Here is a 14,453-nt window from a genome sequence, read left to right as displayed (position 1 = left end):
GACTTCAATATGGCCCCCGCCGCCGGACGTCTCCCGGCAGCACAAAAAACGCGGATCGAGGCGATTGGTTCCAGACTGATCCCAAATGTTTCAGGTCTTGGGAGCCTTGCCGGCCAGATACTGTTCCAGCCAGTGGATGTGATAGTCGCCCTCGATAATATCGCTTTCCCGGGCCAGGGCCCGGAACAGCGGCAGGGTCGTCTCGACGCCGTCCACTACGATCTCGTCCAAGGCCCGTCGCAGTCGCATCAGGCATTCCGGCCGGTTCTTGCCGTGAACGATCAGCTTGCCCACCAGCGAGTCGTAATAAGGCGGGATCTTGTAACCCTGATAGACCGCGGAATCGATGCGGACGCCGAGGCCGCCGGGGGCGTGATACTGGGTGATCGTGCCGGGCGACGGCCGGAAGGTTTCCGGGTTCTCGGCATTGATGCGGCACTCAATGGAATGGCCGATGATGTTGACCTCTTCCTGAGTGCAGGGCAGGTCGCCGCCGGCGGCGATGCGGATCTGCTCCAGCACAAGATCGATGTCGGTAATCATCTCGGTGACGGGATGCTCGACCTGGATGCGGGTGTTCATTTCAATGAAATAGAACTCGCCGTCCTCGTAGAGGAATTCGATGGTGCCGACACCGAGATACTGCATGTCCTGCATCGCCTTGGCGCAGATGCCGCCGATCCTGGCGCGCGCTTCCGGTGACAGGATCGGCGAAGGACCTTCTTCCCAGACTTTCTGGTGACGGCGCTGCAGCGAGCAATCGCGCTCGCCGAGATGCAGCGCGCCGCCGCGGCCGTCGCCGAGCACCTGAATTTCGATGTGGCGCGGCTTCTGCAAGTACTTTTCGAGATAGACCGACGCGTCGCCGAACGCAGCCTTGGCCTCGTTCGAGGCAGTGGACAGCGCCATCAGCAGATCGGCTTCAGTCTGCGCGACCTTCATACCACGGCCGCCGCCGCCGGCGGCTGCCTTGACGAGGACCGGGAAGCCGATCTCGCGGGCGATCGCTATGGCATCGTCTTCGGGGCCGACGCCGCCGTCCGAGCCGGGCACCACGGGAATGCCAAGCCGCTTGGCGGTCTTCTTGGCTTCGATCTTGTCGCCCATCAGGCGGATGTGTTCGGCCTTGGGGCCAATGAACTTCAGATTATGGTCGGCGAGGATCTCCGCGAAGCGCGCATTTTCCGACAGGAAGCCATAACCGGGATGCACTGCATCGGCGCCGGTGATTTCACAGGCGGCGAGCAGCGATGGGATGTTGAGGTAGCTGTCTTTCGACGCCGGCGGGCCGATGCAAACGCTCTCGTCGGCGAGGCGCACATGCATGGCGTCGGCGTCCGCGGTTGAATGCACGGCCACGGTCGCGATGCCGAGCTCCTTGCAGGCCCGCAGGATGCGCAATGCGATCTCGCCGCGGTTGGCGATCAGGATTTTCTCGAACATGGCGTTCCGAAGTCAGAGGACGTTGTGGTGTTACTCGATGATGACCAGCGCTTCGCCGTATTCGACCGGCGAGCCGTCTTCGATCAGGATCTGCGTCACGGTACCGGCCCGCGGTGCAGGGATCTGGTTCATGGTCTTCATCGCCTCGATGATGACCAGCGTCTGTCCGGCAGCAACCTTGGCGCCGACTTCGATGAAGGCCGGCTTGCCGGGCTCCGGGGCGCGGTAGACGGTGCCGACCATCGGCGAGGGCACAGCGCCAGGATGCTTGGTCATGTCGGCGGCGGCCGGTGCGGCAGCAGCTGCGGCGACAGGCGCGGGTGCAGCAGCCGGTGCGGGCGCATAAGCTGGCACAGCGGCAGCAACGCTGATGTTACGCGCGACGCGCACGCGCAGACCGGCGCGCTCGACCTCGATCTCGGTGAGGTTGGTTTCATCCAGCAGCAGCGCCAGTTCGCGGATCATGCCGCTATCGTTGCTGGCTTTCGGCGTTGCGGTCTGTGTGTCGTCAGGCTTGCGGGCCATGGGCAATCCAATGTCTGAAGTGAAAGACGAATAATGAGCGAAGCGGGCGCGTCACGCGATGGCGTTGGCACCGATTTTTGCGGCGAGGCCGCTGATCGCAAGGCGATAGCCCTCGATGCCGAAGCCGCAGAGGCTGGCAAAGGCTGCCTTGGCGATGAAGGAATGGTGGCGGAAGCTTTCGCGGGTGTAGACGTTGCTGACATGCACTTCCACGGTGGGAATGCGCACACCGACGATGGCGTCATGCAGGGCGATCGAGGTGTGCGAATAAGCGCCGCCATTGATCACGATGCCGGCCACGTGTTTCTCGCGGGCCTGATGGATATAGCCGATGAGCTCGCTCTCGCTATTGGACTGCCGGCAATCTGCGGTCAGGCCATATTGCGCGGCCGTGGTCACGCACAACTTCTCGACGTCGGCCAGAGTTGCATGCCCATAGGTGTCCGGCTCGCGGATTCCCAGCAGGTTGAGGTTGGGGCCGTTGAGCACGTAGATGGTGTTGGTCGTGGTATTGGCCATCGGACATCCCGGGCAATAGCAATGGGCGCGGGTGGGCGCCGTTCTGCCCGGGGTTATAGGTAACCAAACCGCGGAGGGGAAGCCTCTAGACCCCCGGTTCCCCCAGCCAAATACCTCACCCAATTCATAAAAAGCCCACTGGAACCTGTGGAAAATGCTTATTAACCAAGGTTAAAGCCACTGGCGCCATTTCCGGTGATCTGCCGGATCACGACAGGGGCGGAGCGTCCCGGATAGCAAACGGGCGGACCCTTTCGAGCCCGCCCGGGTGTCACATCAGATGCGCCGCCTTAGGCGTCGATGACTGCGACGATCTCGAGTGTTCGCGGGTTCACGACGATGATCTCGTTGCGAACCAGGAAGAACTCATAGCCGCGCCAGTCCGGATAGACGGTGATGATCTCAGCCGGAAGCGGGTGGAAGCGGACCTCGCGCGGCACACGGGTGCCGACCGAGATCGAGAAGTTCACATTGGTCACCGGCTGGATATTTTGCTGCTTGATGACCGTGGTGACCTTGGTGCGCTGCTCGGTGGTCAGCTTGGCGCCCGCGCCGGCCTGACCGGTGGTCGTGGTCGACTTGGTCTCCGTCGATGTCGACTTGGTGTCGGCACCTGACTTGGAGTCGGTTGACTTGGAGTCGGTCGACTTGGAATCGGCCTTCATATCCGTGCCGGCTTTTCCGCTGTCACGGGTCGAGTCGGTCGTACGCTTGTCGTCACGCTGCATCTTGTCGTCGGACTGCGTCGACTTCACCGCCGGCTTCTGCTCGGACTTATTGGTGGTGTCGGTCGCTTCGTCCTTGTTGACTGGTGCGGTGCGTTCGGCCGGCGCAGCACGATCAGCAGCCGCGCCGCCTGCGGGCGCGCTCGTTGCGCCGCTACGTGCAGCACCGCCTGCCGGCGCCTCACGGGTCATTCCGGCACCTCCGGCGCCGCCACCCGATGTTGCAGCTCCTGCGCCGCCGGGATTTTGCGCGCTAGCCAAACCCGAACCTGCAATCAGTGCAGCGGCGGCGACGCTCATCAATAAACGGTTGTTCATCTTGGTTCTCCTCGCGATGCATTGCCCGCCGTACAACGGCATTGGCGGAGGGATGTTCCTGAGAAAGTGTAGTTCCATTGCTTTTGTTACGCTTGAGTATACGTCACGCCGCGTCAGGGCTTGATCTTCGTCTTGTAGACTTCATCGCCGTTGTCATCGATGACGACGACCTTCCGGTCACAGTCGCCTGCGATATCAACTGCGATTTGATGAGCAATATTCTTGGCTACATCCCTGGCTTGCGTGTCGTCGCTACAATCCAGACCTACGGGGTCCTCAAGCCGGAAACCATCGACAATCTCGAAATGATATTTTGGCATTGCTCTTTCTCCTCCTCCGTAAAGGGCAATCCACCACCGTTGGCGATGTTCCTACGTCGGAAATGGAATGAAGACGGTCTCAGCCGGAACCAAATGGCAGCACGTGCATTGCACCATCGAATAAGGAAAATGCGATGCCAGCCTTTGTGGAGATAATCGTTCAGAAGATAGCGGAAGCGGTGCCGATCGAGAATTCGGTCTCCGATTTTGTCGCCGGCGTCCTGGAAAATACGGCAAACAGGCTATCGCGCTTTGAGCAGCGCTCGGATGACGGCGAGACGACAGTCGAGGACATCGCGTAACCATCGCTATAATATTTATCGAGTTTCAAAGAGGCCGGCTGTTACGCAGCCGGCCTCTTTACTATGCGTTCGACATGGACAGGGCAGGCTCAACGACTAACATCTGGTCATGTCAGTCGGGATCTGCGGAGCTGTGCTTCGATGAGGAATTGGATTGGAAGAATCCTGGCGCTGGTAGTCTTGTCGGCTGTGCCCGCGCTCGGATGGGAGCATTGGGGCGGCGACCGTGGTGGCTCTCGCTTTGCGCCGCTTGAGCAGATCACCTCCGACAATGTCGGCCGCCTGATCGAGGCTTGGCGCTTCCAGACTGGCGATCTCCTGCGTCGCACACCTGCGCAGATGGCGCGCACCAAGTTCGAAGCGACGCCGTTGCTCGTTGAAGACAGCCTGATCTTCTGCACGCCGTTCAACGAGGTAATCGCGCTCGAGCCCGCCAGCGGCCGGCAGAAGTGGCGTTTTGATGCGCGGGTCGCGCCAGACGTGCGCCCCGCCAACCGCTGGGTTTGCCGGGGCGTGACCTATTGGCGTGACGATCGCGCAGCATCCGGCGCGACCTGTCGCAGCCGCATCTTCATGGGCACCAACGATGCCCGTATCGTTGCGCTGGATGCCGCGACCGGACTGCCATGTGCCGACTTCGGCGCGCAGGGTGAGGTCAAGCTCGACCCGGGAATGCCGCTTGATGGCCCCGGTGAATTTCAGATCACATCGCCGCCGGTGGTCGGGCGCGACGTCGTCGTGGTCGGTTCTGCACTCGCCGACAATCGGCGTGTGAGCGCGCCCAAGGGGACCGTCCGCGCGTTCGATGTGCGCAGCGGCGCGCCGCGATGGTCGTGGGATCCGCTGGTCCATGACGGTATCGAAGCCGGCCACGCCAATGTCTGGGCGCCGATGTCGGTGGATGACGAACGCGGATTGCTGTTCTTGCCGACGTCGTCACCCAGTCCGGATTTCTGGGGCGGTAAGCGGCCCGGTAACAATGCGCACGCCAATTCGGTCGTTGCGCTGAAGATCGACACGGGTGAACTGGTCTGGTCGTTCCAGACCGTGCATCACGATGTCTGGGACTACGACGTGCCGGCGCAGCCGACGCTGGCCCGCATCGATCTTGCAAGCGGTCCCCGCGATGTCGTCATCCAGGCCACCAAGCAGGGCTTTCTGTTCGTGCTGGATCGCAGCAGCGGCACGCCGATCTGGCCGGTGGAGGAAAGGGCCGTTCCGCAGGGCGGCGTTGAGGGCGAAGCGCTGTCGCCCACTCAGCCCTTTCCAACGCATCTTCCGACACTGGTGCCGCAGCGGGTAATGCCGGATGAGGCGTTCGGCGTGACATTCTGGGATCGCGGCAAGTGTCGGGATGAACTGGCCAATGGACGCAACGAAGGGCTCTACACGCCACCTGCGACCGTTGCGGGCACTTTGCTGTTTCCGATGACCGGTGGCGGCGTCAACTGGGGCGGCGTTGCCTTCGATCCCGTCAGTCAGGTGCTCTATGCCAATACGAGCCGCGCCGTACACCGGGTCACCCTGATCCCGCGCGCCGAGGCGCAGAACTACAGGCCGCCGGCAGGTACGGATTTTGGCGCGCAGCGCGGCGCGCTTTTTGCCATGACGCGGGCGCTTGTAACGTCGCCGCTCGGCATGCCCTGCAACAAGCCACCATGGGGCGCGATGGTTGCGGTGGACCTCAAGGCGGGCAAAGTGCTGTGGGAGTCGAAAGTCGGCACCACCGAGGACACCGCGCCACTGGGGCTCGCACTGGCCACCGGCATGCCGCTGGTCAATGGTCTGCTGCCGACGCGCGGCGGCGTGATCTTCACCGGCGCGATGGATGCCTACCTGCGTGCGTATGATGCGAAGACTGGCGCCGAACTCTGGCAGGGGCGACTACCGGTGCCGGGCGTCGCCAATCCGATGACTTACGCCGCGAATGGAGAGCAGTATGTGGTCATCGCCGCCGGCGGTCATTCGGAAGTCGGCACCTCGATCGGCGACAGCGTCGTGGCGTTTCGTCTTGCGCACGACGGAGAGGCGCCGTCGCTGCGCTCGCTTTATATCGATCGTCCCGGCGGCCGGCTTCGCGCCGGCGCGATCGTGCTTGGCGTGGTGCTCGTCCTGTCTCTTGCCTTTGTTCTAGCCTGGCGTGTTCGGCGCAAGGCTCGGGTGTGATTTACACCCAGCGCTTGTCGGCGGTGAAATCCACCGTCAGCCAATAACCCGGGCTGAGGCCGCCCATGGCCAAAGCGATCTCGGCGCGGATGGCGTCAAGTTCGGCGAAGGTCTTGCTGATCTCGCCGGACGGTGCCACCAGCCCGATTTCGATGAATTGCTGACGGCCGGAGCGCATTACATGCGAGCTGCAGTCGCTGAAGCCGTGTTTGTACGCGATCGATTGCGCGAGCTCGCGAACCTCCTCGTCGAGATCGCTCGGTGCGACCTGCAGGATGTCGCGCCCGGCATTCCAGATCGTCGAGAGCGGAAACGGCAGCAGGCAGATCGCAACCACCAGCAGGATCAGCGGATCGACCAGCGGTGCATAGGCCGCTGCTGGAGTCTTCGCCATCACCGCTCCGAGCAAGAAGCTGATGCAGACCGCCAGACTGAGTACGCCGCCCATCAGCCAGGCACGGGCATCGATGTCGAGCAGTTGCGAGCCGTGTTCGCCGGCCGAGCGGCGGATATAGATGCTCATGCCGAAGCTGATGGCACCCGCCACCGCAGCGAAGATAGCGCCGGGGCCGAATTCGATGGCCCGCCCGCCCGTGATCAGTCCGTTAAGGCCGTCGATGAAGGCATAGGCGCAGGCAAAGCTGAGCACCGTGCCGTTGATCAGCGCGAGGATCGGTTCGAGGTGCCAGTAGCCATACTGGAAGCGGTCGTCCTCGCCTCTGCTGATCAGTCTTGCGGTCAGCAATGCAAGGCCGGTCATGGCTGCGTCGATCAACGTGTAAAAACCGTCGAAGGCGATGGCGCGCGAACTGATGGCGAGCCCGAAAGCGATGCTGGCAAATGAAATGAGAAGCGTGACGTAAATCGAAATCTTCAGGAGCCGCTGCTCCTGTTTGGTATCGGTCAACATTGGGAACTTAGGCGGGGTGTCCGCTGCATCCTTTTACCGTTGGGGATAGGTTACCCTATCACAGATGGCGTTCAGCCGCTTTGACCGCTACCGCAAGATAAATAAAAAACCGGCTGCGATGCAGCCGGTTTGTCATATTTCCGAGATGTTCGTGTCGGCGCGGGCGACGGTATGAATCACCCTGGCGGTGTCTGGGTTTACGAACAGAGCGCCTTGCCACAGCGGGCCTGATTGATCTTCTCCTTCAGCGCGTCTGCCCCGACGGCACCGATGATCACCTGCTTGCCGATGACGTAGCTCGGCGTGCCGTTCATGCCCATGGATTCCGCGAGCTTGAAGTTCTCTTCGATGGTCGCGCGCACTTCCGGGCTGGCCATGTCCTTTTCCAGTCTGGCGACGTCGAGACCTGCTTCCTTGGCCGCTGCCAAGGCGCGGGCCTTGTCGGCCTGGCCGCGGCCGCTCAACAGCTTCTGGTGGAAGTCGAGATACTTCTTGCCGGTCGGGTCCTGCATGCGCACGGCGACAGCAACCTGGGCGGCTTCAACCGAGCCGGGCCCGAGCACCGGGAATTCCTTCAGCACGACCTTGAGCTTCGGATCGTTCTTCATGATGCCGACCATGTCGTCCATGGCGCGCTTGCAGTAGCCGCAATTGTAATCGAAGAACTCGACGAAGGTGACGTCGCCATCCTTATTGCCGACCACGACGCCGCGCGGCGAGTTGAAGATGGTGTTTGCGTTCGCGGCGATCGCAGCCTGGTGCTTCTCGGCTTCGGCCTGGGCCTGACGCTTGGTGAGTTCGGCAGAAACCTCTTCGAGGATTTCCGGATGGGTGATCAGATAGTCCTTGATGATCTTCTGGATCTCGCCGCGCTGGGCGTCATTGAACGTCTGCGCCGATGCGACCGCGGGCGCGCCACACAGCGCGAGGGCCAAAGCCAGGGCCGGGCCGGCGGAGGCGAGAAAACGGAACGAAGGCATGGGCAAATTATCCTTTGGAAAAGGCCGAGTCAGAAAGCCACGTGTCATTCGGGAAGCTGCTTAGCATTTTGAGGGCGAAATACGCGTTATTTGTGAAGGCGGTCACGCGCAATTCATCATGGCGCCGCAGGTCTCAGAAGCCGGAATGGTGGTGATCCGGCCCGGTCATTGCAGTGAGGGCATGCGGTGCCGGCAAGGGAGTGCTTCCGATCTCGTCATCGAAGATCGGTGCCAGCGGTGGTGCGGGCTCATAGAGCACGACCCGGTTCTTGCCGCTGTGTTTGGCCTGATACAGGGCGTGATCGGCAGCCGCCATCAATCGCTCTGGGGAGGCGATGAGGTCGGGGGACCACTGCGCGACGCCGATGGAGGCGGATAGGGTTCTCACTGTGTGTCCGGCATTGCCAAATTGTCGCGGGCAAGCCGCCAGCACGCGCCGCGCGATCTCGCCGGCCTGCTGCAGGTCGGTGTCGGGCAGCACGATGCAGAACTCGTCGCCGCCGCATCGGGCCAGCGTATCGCCGGGGCGCAACTGATCTTGCGCCGCTTGGGCGAATTGCTTCAGGCAGTCATCGCCGGCGCTGTGACCGAAGCCATCATTGACCGCCTTGAAGCCGTCGAGGTCGATCGCCAGCAGTGCGTATGGGCGTGCGGTCCGCCGCGCCATCGCACATTCCTCGTCCATCCGCTGCAACAGGCGGCGGCGATTGCCGGCGCCGGTCAGATCGTCGATCAGCGCCAGTTCGGCTGCGTCGCCACGCAGGCGGTCGATCGCCATCATCAGCAGTCCGTAATTCCATGTCATGGCGAGGAATGCCGCCACCAGCATGAAGCCGGCCTGTACCGCATCGACCGTCACCATGGTCGTCTCGCTGCCGCCCAGATGAAGCAGCGCGGCAATCGCGCGGCAGGCAAAAGCAACAAGCAAGAGAATCGAGAGGTAGCCGGCCATCCGTGCGCCGTGATTGCTGCGCCGATGATCGCGCGACAGTAGCAGCGGTAGCGTCAGCGCCACGGGAACGCCCTGGCTCAGCGAGTAGACGACAACGCGCATCGCATAATCGTCGATGACCAGTCTGAAGAACATGAAGCCGGCGAGGCTCGCGGAAATTACCAGGGCGGTGGCGATCCAGGATGTAGGCCTGTCGTAAAAGCGGCGGATACCGACCTCTGACAGACAGTAAGCGAGAACTGTCATCTGCGCGGCGAACAGCAGGCCGACGGGATTGGGAAACAGCAGGCCGAGAGCAGGGCCGATCGACGCGCTCAGTGAAGCGGCGCTCCAGTAGCGGGCCGGGACGAAGTTCGGATAGCAGCGTGCGACATAGGCCCAGACGAGACCTGATGACAGGAAGTTGGCGAGCGTGAACCAGAAGATGGTCGTCGTGCTCATTGCCGCCGGTCCCACGTGCGTGTGACGCCGCTGTGTGCGGTTTCGTGCTCCGATGGCTGCATTGGTCTCCCCGCCGGACGCGATGAGCGCATCCATTTTCACTAAATGCAGCGAGTTCCGTTAACGGAACCTGACCGCTGCCGGCGAGAAGCTTGGGGTGGTTGTAAAAGGATGAAGATCATATCGGCGTGGATGGCAGGGTTCGGTGAGGCGCCGCAGGCGGGCAACCTTTGCCATCGGCCCGTGTCAGCCCTCCCCTGGATGATTTGATATACCCTCCCGTCGGCTGTGCCGGTGGGAGGGACCATGAACGCCAGGCTTGAACGGAAACTAAGGGTCCTCACGACGATTATGGCCGCTGGCGCCGCCGCCGGCGTGGCGTTCAGTGCCACCCACGATCTGCCCATTCTGCCCGGGCTCGTGATCGGATTGGTGATCAGCACGGTTCTGGGCGGCTTCGAAATCATGGTGGCCGATGGTCCGATCCGGATCTGGCTGAGCGGTCGCTCGTTCACCGCCAACCTGCTGATCAAGAGCGCGTTCTACGCCGTCGTGATTTTGGCCGTGCAATGGTTTCGGCTTGCGGATGTGCTGATCGGGCGGACGGTCGAGATCGCGGAGGATACGTTCTGGTCGAGCTTGGTCTATTCGGTCGTCGTCTCCATCGTCGTCAATCTGGCTTTGGCAATCACCAATCTCGTCGGCGGACGCGCGTTGTTGAACTTCTTCACCGGGCGCTATCACACGCCGGTCGAGGAAGAGCGTTTCGTCCTGTTCGTGGATATTGCGGGCTCGACCAGCCTGGCCGAGCAACTTGGTGGCGTCGGTATCCACCGTTTCCTCGATCGGACCTTTCGCCTGCTATCGCTTCCGGTTGTCGACTATCGCGGCGAGGTACTTGCCTATGTCGGCGACGAGATGATCGTGACCTGGACGAAGCGGGACGGTGCGGTCGATTGCCGTCCGTTGTCCGTTGCGCTGCTTCATGGCCATGCGCGACGAACTGGCGCGCAAAGCGGGGCAGTTTGAGCGCGAGTTTGGCACGGCGCCCCGCATTCGCGGCAGCCTGCATTTCGGGCCGGTGATCATCGGCGAAATCGGCGACGTCAAACGTGCGATTGTCTTCAATGGCGACGTCATGAACACCGCCTCGCGGCTGGAAGAGCTCAGTCGTGGTGTAGAGGGCGGTTTTGTCGCATCGAAGGCGGCGATGGATTGCTTTGCCTCGGCGCCGCCATTCACGGTCAGCGCACTCGGTCATCTTCCCATTCGTGGACGCGTGGATGGAATTGTCGCATTCGGTTTGCAGCCGCCGCACGAAACATAATGAAATAAACGCGCAAACAAATGGCAAATCAACCGTGCAAGAGTTTCCGGACATGGAAACCCGCATGGCCCAGTATTCAAGATTCACTTTGATCGTTGCAGAGCTCGCGTGATGCCTCGCGCGACGCTTCCCATTATTTGCACGGCGCTGCTGCTGTCGGCCTGTGCGTCGCTGCCGCGCGCTCCGCTGATAGCAAGCGCGCGCGCGACGATCCCGCAGATTCCGTTGGCCAGGATATCGCCCGACGAAGGCTATCGCATCTTCGCGGGATCGCGGCGCGGTGCCGCACCGCTCACCATTCTTGCCTTGTCCGGCGGCGGCGCTGACGGCTCCTATGGCGCAGGATTCCTGCAAGGCTGGTCCGACTCCGGACTGCGCCCCGATTTCGATATCGTCACCGGCTCCAGCGTTGGCGCCCTGATTGCGCCATTCGCGTTTCTCGGCCCGGGCTATGACGGCCGTCTCGAAGCGATCTTCACCAGCGGCGCTACTGAAAATCTGATGCGTATCGCGGGGATCAACGCCGTTGTCGGATCGGGCGTCTTCAAGGCGGGGCCGATGAAAGACCTCATCTCGAAATATGCTGATGATCGGATCATCGATGCGGTCGGCGCACGGTATCGCAGGGGCAAGATGCTCATCGTGGCCACCACGAACCTCGACACCCAAGGGACGACGCTCTGGAATATGGGGGAGATCGCGAGCAGCGACAGTCCTGGCCGCTATGAATTGTTCCGGAATGTTCTTGCTGCGTCGGCCGCTATCCCCGGGATTTTCCCGCCAGCCCTGATCGCCGTCGAGTCCGGCGGAAACATGTATTCCGAGATGCATGTCGATGGTGGCGTGACATCGAATATTCTGGCTGTGCCGGAGGGCGTGTTGACGGCCCATGCTGGATCGCTGGCTACGAAGTCTCGGGTCTTCGTGATCGTTAACGGTAAGCTGTCGCCCGACGCCTCCTATACATCGGATCTGACGCTTCCGATCGTGGCGCGCTCGTTTCAGACCTCGGTGAAGGCCAATACGCGCAATGCGATGATCGCGACATACGATTTCTGCAAACGCAACAACTGGGATTTCAAAGCAACGGCCATCGACGCGGGCAAGCTTACCACGAGCGATCCAACCAATTTCGATACTGACTATATGAAAGAGCTCTACGCCTACGGTCGTGCCAAGGGCGGTTCGGCCAGTGGATTTCAATCGAACCTGGAAGGGTTGAGGGGGCAGGGTAGCTAGATGTGTCGCATCGCTCCAACAGCGTCCTTGGAACGCTCCCGAATACGGATATCCGTTCGGCGCCTCTGGTCTCGTACAAAAGACATCGCGTTCTTGAGCGTGGAGGTTGCGTATTATCCGTTGCTCGTCTTCGGGATCGCGATGATCTTGTGGTCCAGCTGAGCAGGCACTGCTTGCGAAGGGTTGTTCTTCAGCGATCGTCTGCAGCGGCCCGTGTGGCCGCATGGCGAGCGCGTCGTTCAGGCTGCGACCGATGATACGTTTGCGATATCGATCTCGATGGAAAGCGTCTGCCTTAACCCGTGAGGCTGCCGGTTCTCGATTCCGAGCGTGCCACCCTGCCGCTCGACAATTTCCTTGGCGATGGCCAGGCCGAGCCCGGCGCCGGGAATTGACTGGCGGCGGGCTGGATCGACGCGAAAGAACGGTTCGAAGGCACTTGCCAGGAATTGTTCGGGAATGCCGGGACCGTTGTCATCGATCAGGACGACAGCGCGGCGATCGTGAACGCGCAGGCTTACGATGGCGCCGCCGCCATGGGTTGCAGCATTGATGATGAGATTGCGCAGGGCGCGCTTGAGTGCGAGAGGCGAGATCTTGACGATGCTGTGATCGAGTCCGGCAATTGTCACCCGCATCTTGATCAGGGTGAGTTCGGCACAAACGTCCCCGACGAGTTCGTCGAGTCTGACGTGCTCGGTGCCTTTTCCGACGGTCTCTTCCCGAACGAGCTGGATGGCGCTGTCGGCAATGTGATCCATTTCATCGAGGTCATGCAGCCACTCCTCACGCTCTCGTTCGTTGAGAAACTCGGCGCGCAGACGCATGCGTGTCATGGGTGTCCGCAAATCGTGCCCTGCGGCAGCCACAAGTCTGATCTTGCTGTCCATCGCTTTTTTCAGACTTGCGCCCATCATGTTCAGTGCCTGAGCGGTTGCCTTGATTTCGATAGACCCTTCTTCTTTGAGCACGGGCAGCACGCCGTCCTTGCCAACGGACATCGCCATGCTCTGCAGCAATTTAAGCTGGTTCGTCGTCTGATGGGCGACCGTAAGAGCAACCCCGATGACGCCGACCGTGATCAGTACCATCCAGCCGGCGAGGCCCCACCACACTTCAGGAGGCGGCGCGTGCTCGCGTATGGGCCAGCTCAGCCAGCCGGGGCCCATCTTGATGGACGCCCATCGTTGGCCATCCGGCGTTTGCTTGACGAAAATGTCGAAATTGGCTTGCGATTTTTGAAATGCTTCCTGCAGAAGCTTGGTCGGCGCTTCCAGAAGCTTTCCCTCGATGGGCGCCGGCTGAAGATGAAAGACTGCATCGTTTCCGCGAAAGGTGATGCTGTTGGAAAATGCAGCGACGCGAGACGTCAATCCGTCACGAAAATCCTTTTCGACCAGCCCGAGTATCATTTGCGACATCACGGCGCTGGCCAGGATCACCACACAAAGGACCGAGCCCACCAGCATCAAGGAAAATCGAATGCGTATGGAGTTCATGTGTCTGCACCGATCGTTTCAACGCGTGCCGAGAAAATGTAGCCGCCGTTACGCACGGTTTTGATCAACTGGAAATCGTCATTGTCGCCGAGCTTCTTGCGCAACCGGCTCATTAACACGTCGATTGAGCGATCGAACACGTCGTCGGAGCTGCGGTTCGTCAGTTCGATCAGTTGATCCCGGGAGAGCAGGCGGCCCGGCCGTCTGACCAGCACGAGCAACAGTTCGAATTCAGCTGTCGTGAGATCGAACGGCTGCCCGTTTTCGTCCAGCAACTGCCGCGCGCCGGGATGGAGTTTAAATCTGCCGAAGTGATGTTCGAGTACCTGGGAGAGCTGGATATCCTGCGTTACCTTGCGGCGGAGCACCGCGCGGATGCGGGCGAGCAACTCGCGCGGATTGAACGGCTTGCCGAGATAGTCGTCCGCGCCGATTTCGAGGCCGATGATCCGGTCGACATCCTCCTTCAGCGCCGTCAACAGGATGACGGGTATCTCGGAGCCCTCCCGCCGAAGATCTCGGCAGATATCGAGCCCCGACCCATCGGGGAGCAGGACATCGAGAACGATCAGGCTGACCTCGTTGGTCTGCAGCGCTTCCTTCATCGTTCGCTGGTCGGAGGCGATGGATACGCGGTAGCCTTGTTCGGTCAGATAGCGTCCCAGCAGTTTTCGTATTGCAAGATCGTCATCGACGATGAGGATGTGAGACATGGTCTGCATTGGGCGGCATCCGGCTCCAGGCGGTTGTTCGTTCAACGTGACTGCTAATGTCGTAGCATAGCTGT

The 14,453-nt window shown here is 61.2% G+C and carries 15 protein-coding genes; 5 read left to right on the top strand and 10 right to left on the bottom strand.

Annotated elements, in window-relative coordinates; all coding sequences use genetic code 11:
• Positions 1-90: 90 nt before the first annotated feature.
• The 5 genes from accC to AB7813_RS05210 all read right to left on the bottom strand — a co-directional run bounded on the left by accC (position 91) and on the right by AB7813_RS05210 (position 3,850).
• Positions 91-1,443, bottom strand: coding sequence for an acetyl-CoA carboxylase biotin carboxylase subunit (accC, locus tag AB7813_RS05230; RefSeq protein WP_120289360.1), 1,353 nt, complete (start codon positions 1,441-1,443; stop codon positions 91-93).
• Positions 1,444-1,473: 30 nt separating this feature from the next.
• Positions 1,474-1,968: an acetyl-CoA carboxylase biotin carboxyl carrier protein gene (gene accB / locus AB7813_RS05225; protein ID WP_089264108.1), complete on the bottom strand. Its 495-nt coding sequence runs from the start codon at positions 1,966-1,968 to the stop codon at positions 1,474-1,476.
• 51 nt (positions 1,969-2,019) lie between these two features.
• Positions 2,020-2,487 carry a type II 3-dehydroquinate dehydratase gene (aroQ, locus tag AB7813_RS05220; protein ID WP_093758393.1) on the bottom strand — a complete coding sequence of 156 codons (468 nt, stop codon included), beginning with the start codon at positions 2,485-2,487 and terminating at the stop codon, positions 2,020-2,022.
• A gap of 290 nt (positions 2,488-2,777) precedes the next feature.
• A complete protein-coding gene (locus AB7813_RS05215) occupies positions 2,778-3,530 on the bottom strand; it encodes a DUF1236 domain-containing protein (protein WP_439063980.1) in 753 nt (250 codons plus the stop codon).
• Positions 3,531-3,643: 113 nt separating this feature from the next.
• Positions 3,644-3,850, bottom strand: coding sequence for a DUF6894 family protein (locus AB7813_RS05210; protein WP_089264111.1), 207 nt, complete (start codon positions 3,848-3,850; stop codon positions 3,644-3,646).
• Positions 3,851-3,984: 134 nt separating this feature from the next.
• Between AB7813_RS05210 and AB7813_RS05205 the strand changes: the two genes are divergently transcribed.
• Together AB7813_RS05205 and AB7813_RS05200 are read left to right on the top strand one after the other, a co-directional pair.
• Positions 3,985-4,152, top strand: a complete 168-nt coding sequence (locus tag AB7813_RS05205; RefSeq protein WP_439063979.1) for a hypothetical protein — start codon at positions 3,985-3,987, stop codon at positions 4,150-4,152.
• A 141-nt stretch (positions 4,153-4,293) separates the two neighbouring features.
• A complete protein-coding gene (locus AB7813_RS05200; protein WP_439063978.1) occupies positions 4,294-6,318 on the top strand; it encodes a pyrroloquinoline quinone-dependent dehydrogenase in 2,025 nt (674 codons plus the stop codon).
• Position 6,319: 1 nt separating this feature from the next.
• Here AB7813_RS05200 and AB7813_RS05195 read toward each other — a convergent pair whose 3' ends face one another.
• The 3 genes from AB7813_RS05195 to AB7813_RS05185 form a co-directional block, all read right to left on the bottom strand.
• Entirely contained in the window at positions 6,320-7,228 is a 909-nt protein-coding gene (locus AB7813_RS05195) for a cation diffusion facilitator family transporter (protein WP_439083398.1), read from the bottom strand.
• 197 nt (positions 7,229-7,425) lie between these two features.
• Positions 7,426-8,208, bottom strand: a complete 783-nt coding sequence (locus AB7813_RS05190) for a DsbA family protein (RefSeq protein ID WP_093758397.1) — start codon at positions 8,206-8,208, stop codon at positions 7,426-7,428.
• A gap of 133 nt (positions 8,209-8,341) precedes the next feature.
• Positions 8,342-9,601: a GGDEF domain-containing protein gene (locus AB7813_RS05185; RefSeq protein ID WP_439063976.1), complete on the bottom strand. Its 1,260-nt coding sequence runs from the start codon at positions 9,599-9,601 to the stop codon at positions 8,342-8,344.
• 306 nt (positions 9,602-9,907) lie between these two features.
• On the opposite strand from AB7813_RS05185, the gene AB7813_RS05180 reads away from it, so the two are divergent.
• From AB7813_RS05180 to AB7813_RS05170, 3 genes are all read left to right on the top strand, one after another.
• Positions 9,908-10,630, top strand: coding sequence for a hypothetical protein (locus AB7813_RS05180; protein WP_441227914.1), 723 nt, complete (start codon positions 9,908-9,910; stop codon positions 10,628-10,630).
• Positions 10,587-10,928, top strand: a complete 342-nt coding sequence (locus tag AB7813_RS05175; protein WP_441227913.1) for an adenylate/guanylate cyclase domain-containing protein — start codon at positions 10,587-10,589, stop codon at positions 10,926-10,928. Before AB7813_RS05180 ends, AB7813_RS05175 begins: the two co-directional genes overlap by 44 nt.
• A gap of 111 nt (positions 10,929-11,039) precedes the next feature.
• Positions 11,040-12,167 carry a patatin-like phospholipase family protein gene (locus tag AB7813_RS05170; RefSeq protein ID WP_439063974.1) on the top strand — a complete coding sequence of 376 codons (1,128 nt, stop codon included), beginning with the start codon at positions 11,040-11,042 and terminating at the stop codon, positions 12,165-12,167.
• 239 nt (positions 12,168-12,406) lie between these two features.
• Here AB7813_RS05170 and AB7813_RS05165 read toward each other — a convergent pair whose 3' ends face one another.
• Both AB7813_RS05165 and AB7813_RS05160 read right to left on the bottom strand, forming a co-directional pair.
• Positions 12,407-13,666, bottom strand: a complete 1,260-nt coding sequence (locus AB7813_RS05165; RefSeq protein WP_439063973.1) for an ATP-binding protein — start codon at positions 13,664-13,666, stop codon at positions 12,407-12,409.
• Positions 13,663-14,388, bottom strand: coding sequence for a response regulator (locus tag AB7813_RS05160; protein ID WP_089264118.1), 726 nt, complete (start codon positions 14,386-14,388; stop codon positions 13,663-13,665). The genes AB7813_RS05165 and AB7813_RS05160 overlap by 4 nt, the downstream gene beginning before the upstream one ends.
• Between the last annotated feature and the right edge of the window lie 65 nt (positions 14,389-14,453).

It is taken from the genome of Tardiphaga sp. 20_F10_N6_6 (genome assembly GCF_052076045.1).
In the GTDB taxonomy this organism is placed as follows: Bacteria; Pseudomonadota; Alphaproteobacteria; order Rhizobiales; family Xanthobacteraceae; genus Tardiphaga; species Tardiphaga robiniae.
This window is presented reverse-complemented; position numbering and strand designations above follow the sequence as displayed.

Excerpts from the sequence above, each read along its gene's own strand:
- AB7813_RS05210 (WP_089264111.1), bottom strand. The coding sequence starts at position 3,850 with ATGCCAAAATATCATTTCGAGATTGTCGATGGTTTCCGGCTTGAGGAC.
- AB7813_RS05195 (WP_439083398.1), bottom strand. The coding sequence starts at position 7,228 with ATGTTGACCGATACCAAACAGGAGCAGCGGCTCCTGAAGATTTCGATT.
- AB7813_RS05200 (WP_439063978.1), top strand. The coding sequence starts at position 4,294 with ATGAGGAATTGGATTGGAAGAATCCTGGCGCTGGTAGTCTTGTCGGCT.
- accB (WP_089264108.1), bottom strand. The coding sequence starts at position 1,968 with ATGGCCCGCAAGCCTGACGACACACAGACCGCAACGCCGAAAGCCAGC.
- AB7813_RS05175 (WP_441227913.1), top strand. The coding sequence starts at position 10,587 with ATGGCCATGCGCGACGAACTGGCGCGCAAAGCGGGGCAGTTTGAGCGC.
- accC (WP_120289360.1), bottom strand. The coding sequence starts at position 1,443 with ATGTTCGAGAAAATCCTGATCGCCAACCGCGGCGAGATCGCATTGCGC.
- AB7813_RS05215 (WP_439063980.1), bottom strand. The coding sequence starts at position 3,530 with ATGAACAACCGTTTATTGATGAGCGTCGCCGCCGCTGCACTGATTGCA.
- AB7813_RS05205 (WP_439063979.1), top strand. The coding sequence starts at position 3,985 with ATGCCAGCCTTTGTGGAGATAATCGTTCAGAAGATAGCGGAAGCGGTG.
- AB7813_RS05165 (WP_439063973.1), bottom strand. The coding sequence starts at position 13,666 with ATGAACTCCATACGCATTCGATTTTCCTTGATGCTGGTGGGCTCGGTC.
- AB7813_RS05190 (WP_093758397.1), bottom strand. The coding sequence starts at position 8,208 with ATGCCTTCGTTCCGTTTTCTCGCCTCCGCCGGCCCGGCCCTGGCTTTG.
- AB7813_RS05180 (WP_441227914.1), top strand. The coding sequence starts at position 9,908 with ATGAACGCCAGGCTTGAACGGAAACTAAGGGTCCTCACGACGATTATG.
- AB7813_RS05185 (WP_439063976.1), bottom strand. The coding sequence starts at position 9,601 with ATGAGCACGACGACCATCTTCTGGTTCACGCTCGCCAACTTCCTGTCA.
- AB7813_RS05170 (WP_439063974.1), top strand. The coding sequence starts at position 11,040 with ATGCCTCGCGCGACGCTTCCCATTATTTGCACGGCGCTGCTGCTGTCG.
- AB7813_RS05160 (WP_089264118.1), bottom strand. The coding sequence starts at position 14,388 with ATGCAGACCATGTCTCACATCCTCATCGTCGATGACGATCTTGCAATA.
- aroQ (WP_093758393.1), bottom strand. The coding sequence starts at position 2,487 with ATGGCCAATACCACGACCAACACCATCTACGTGCTCAACGGCCCCAAC.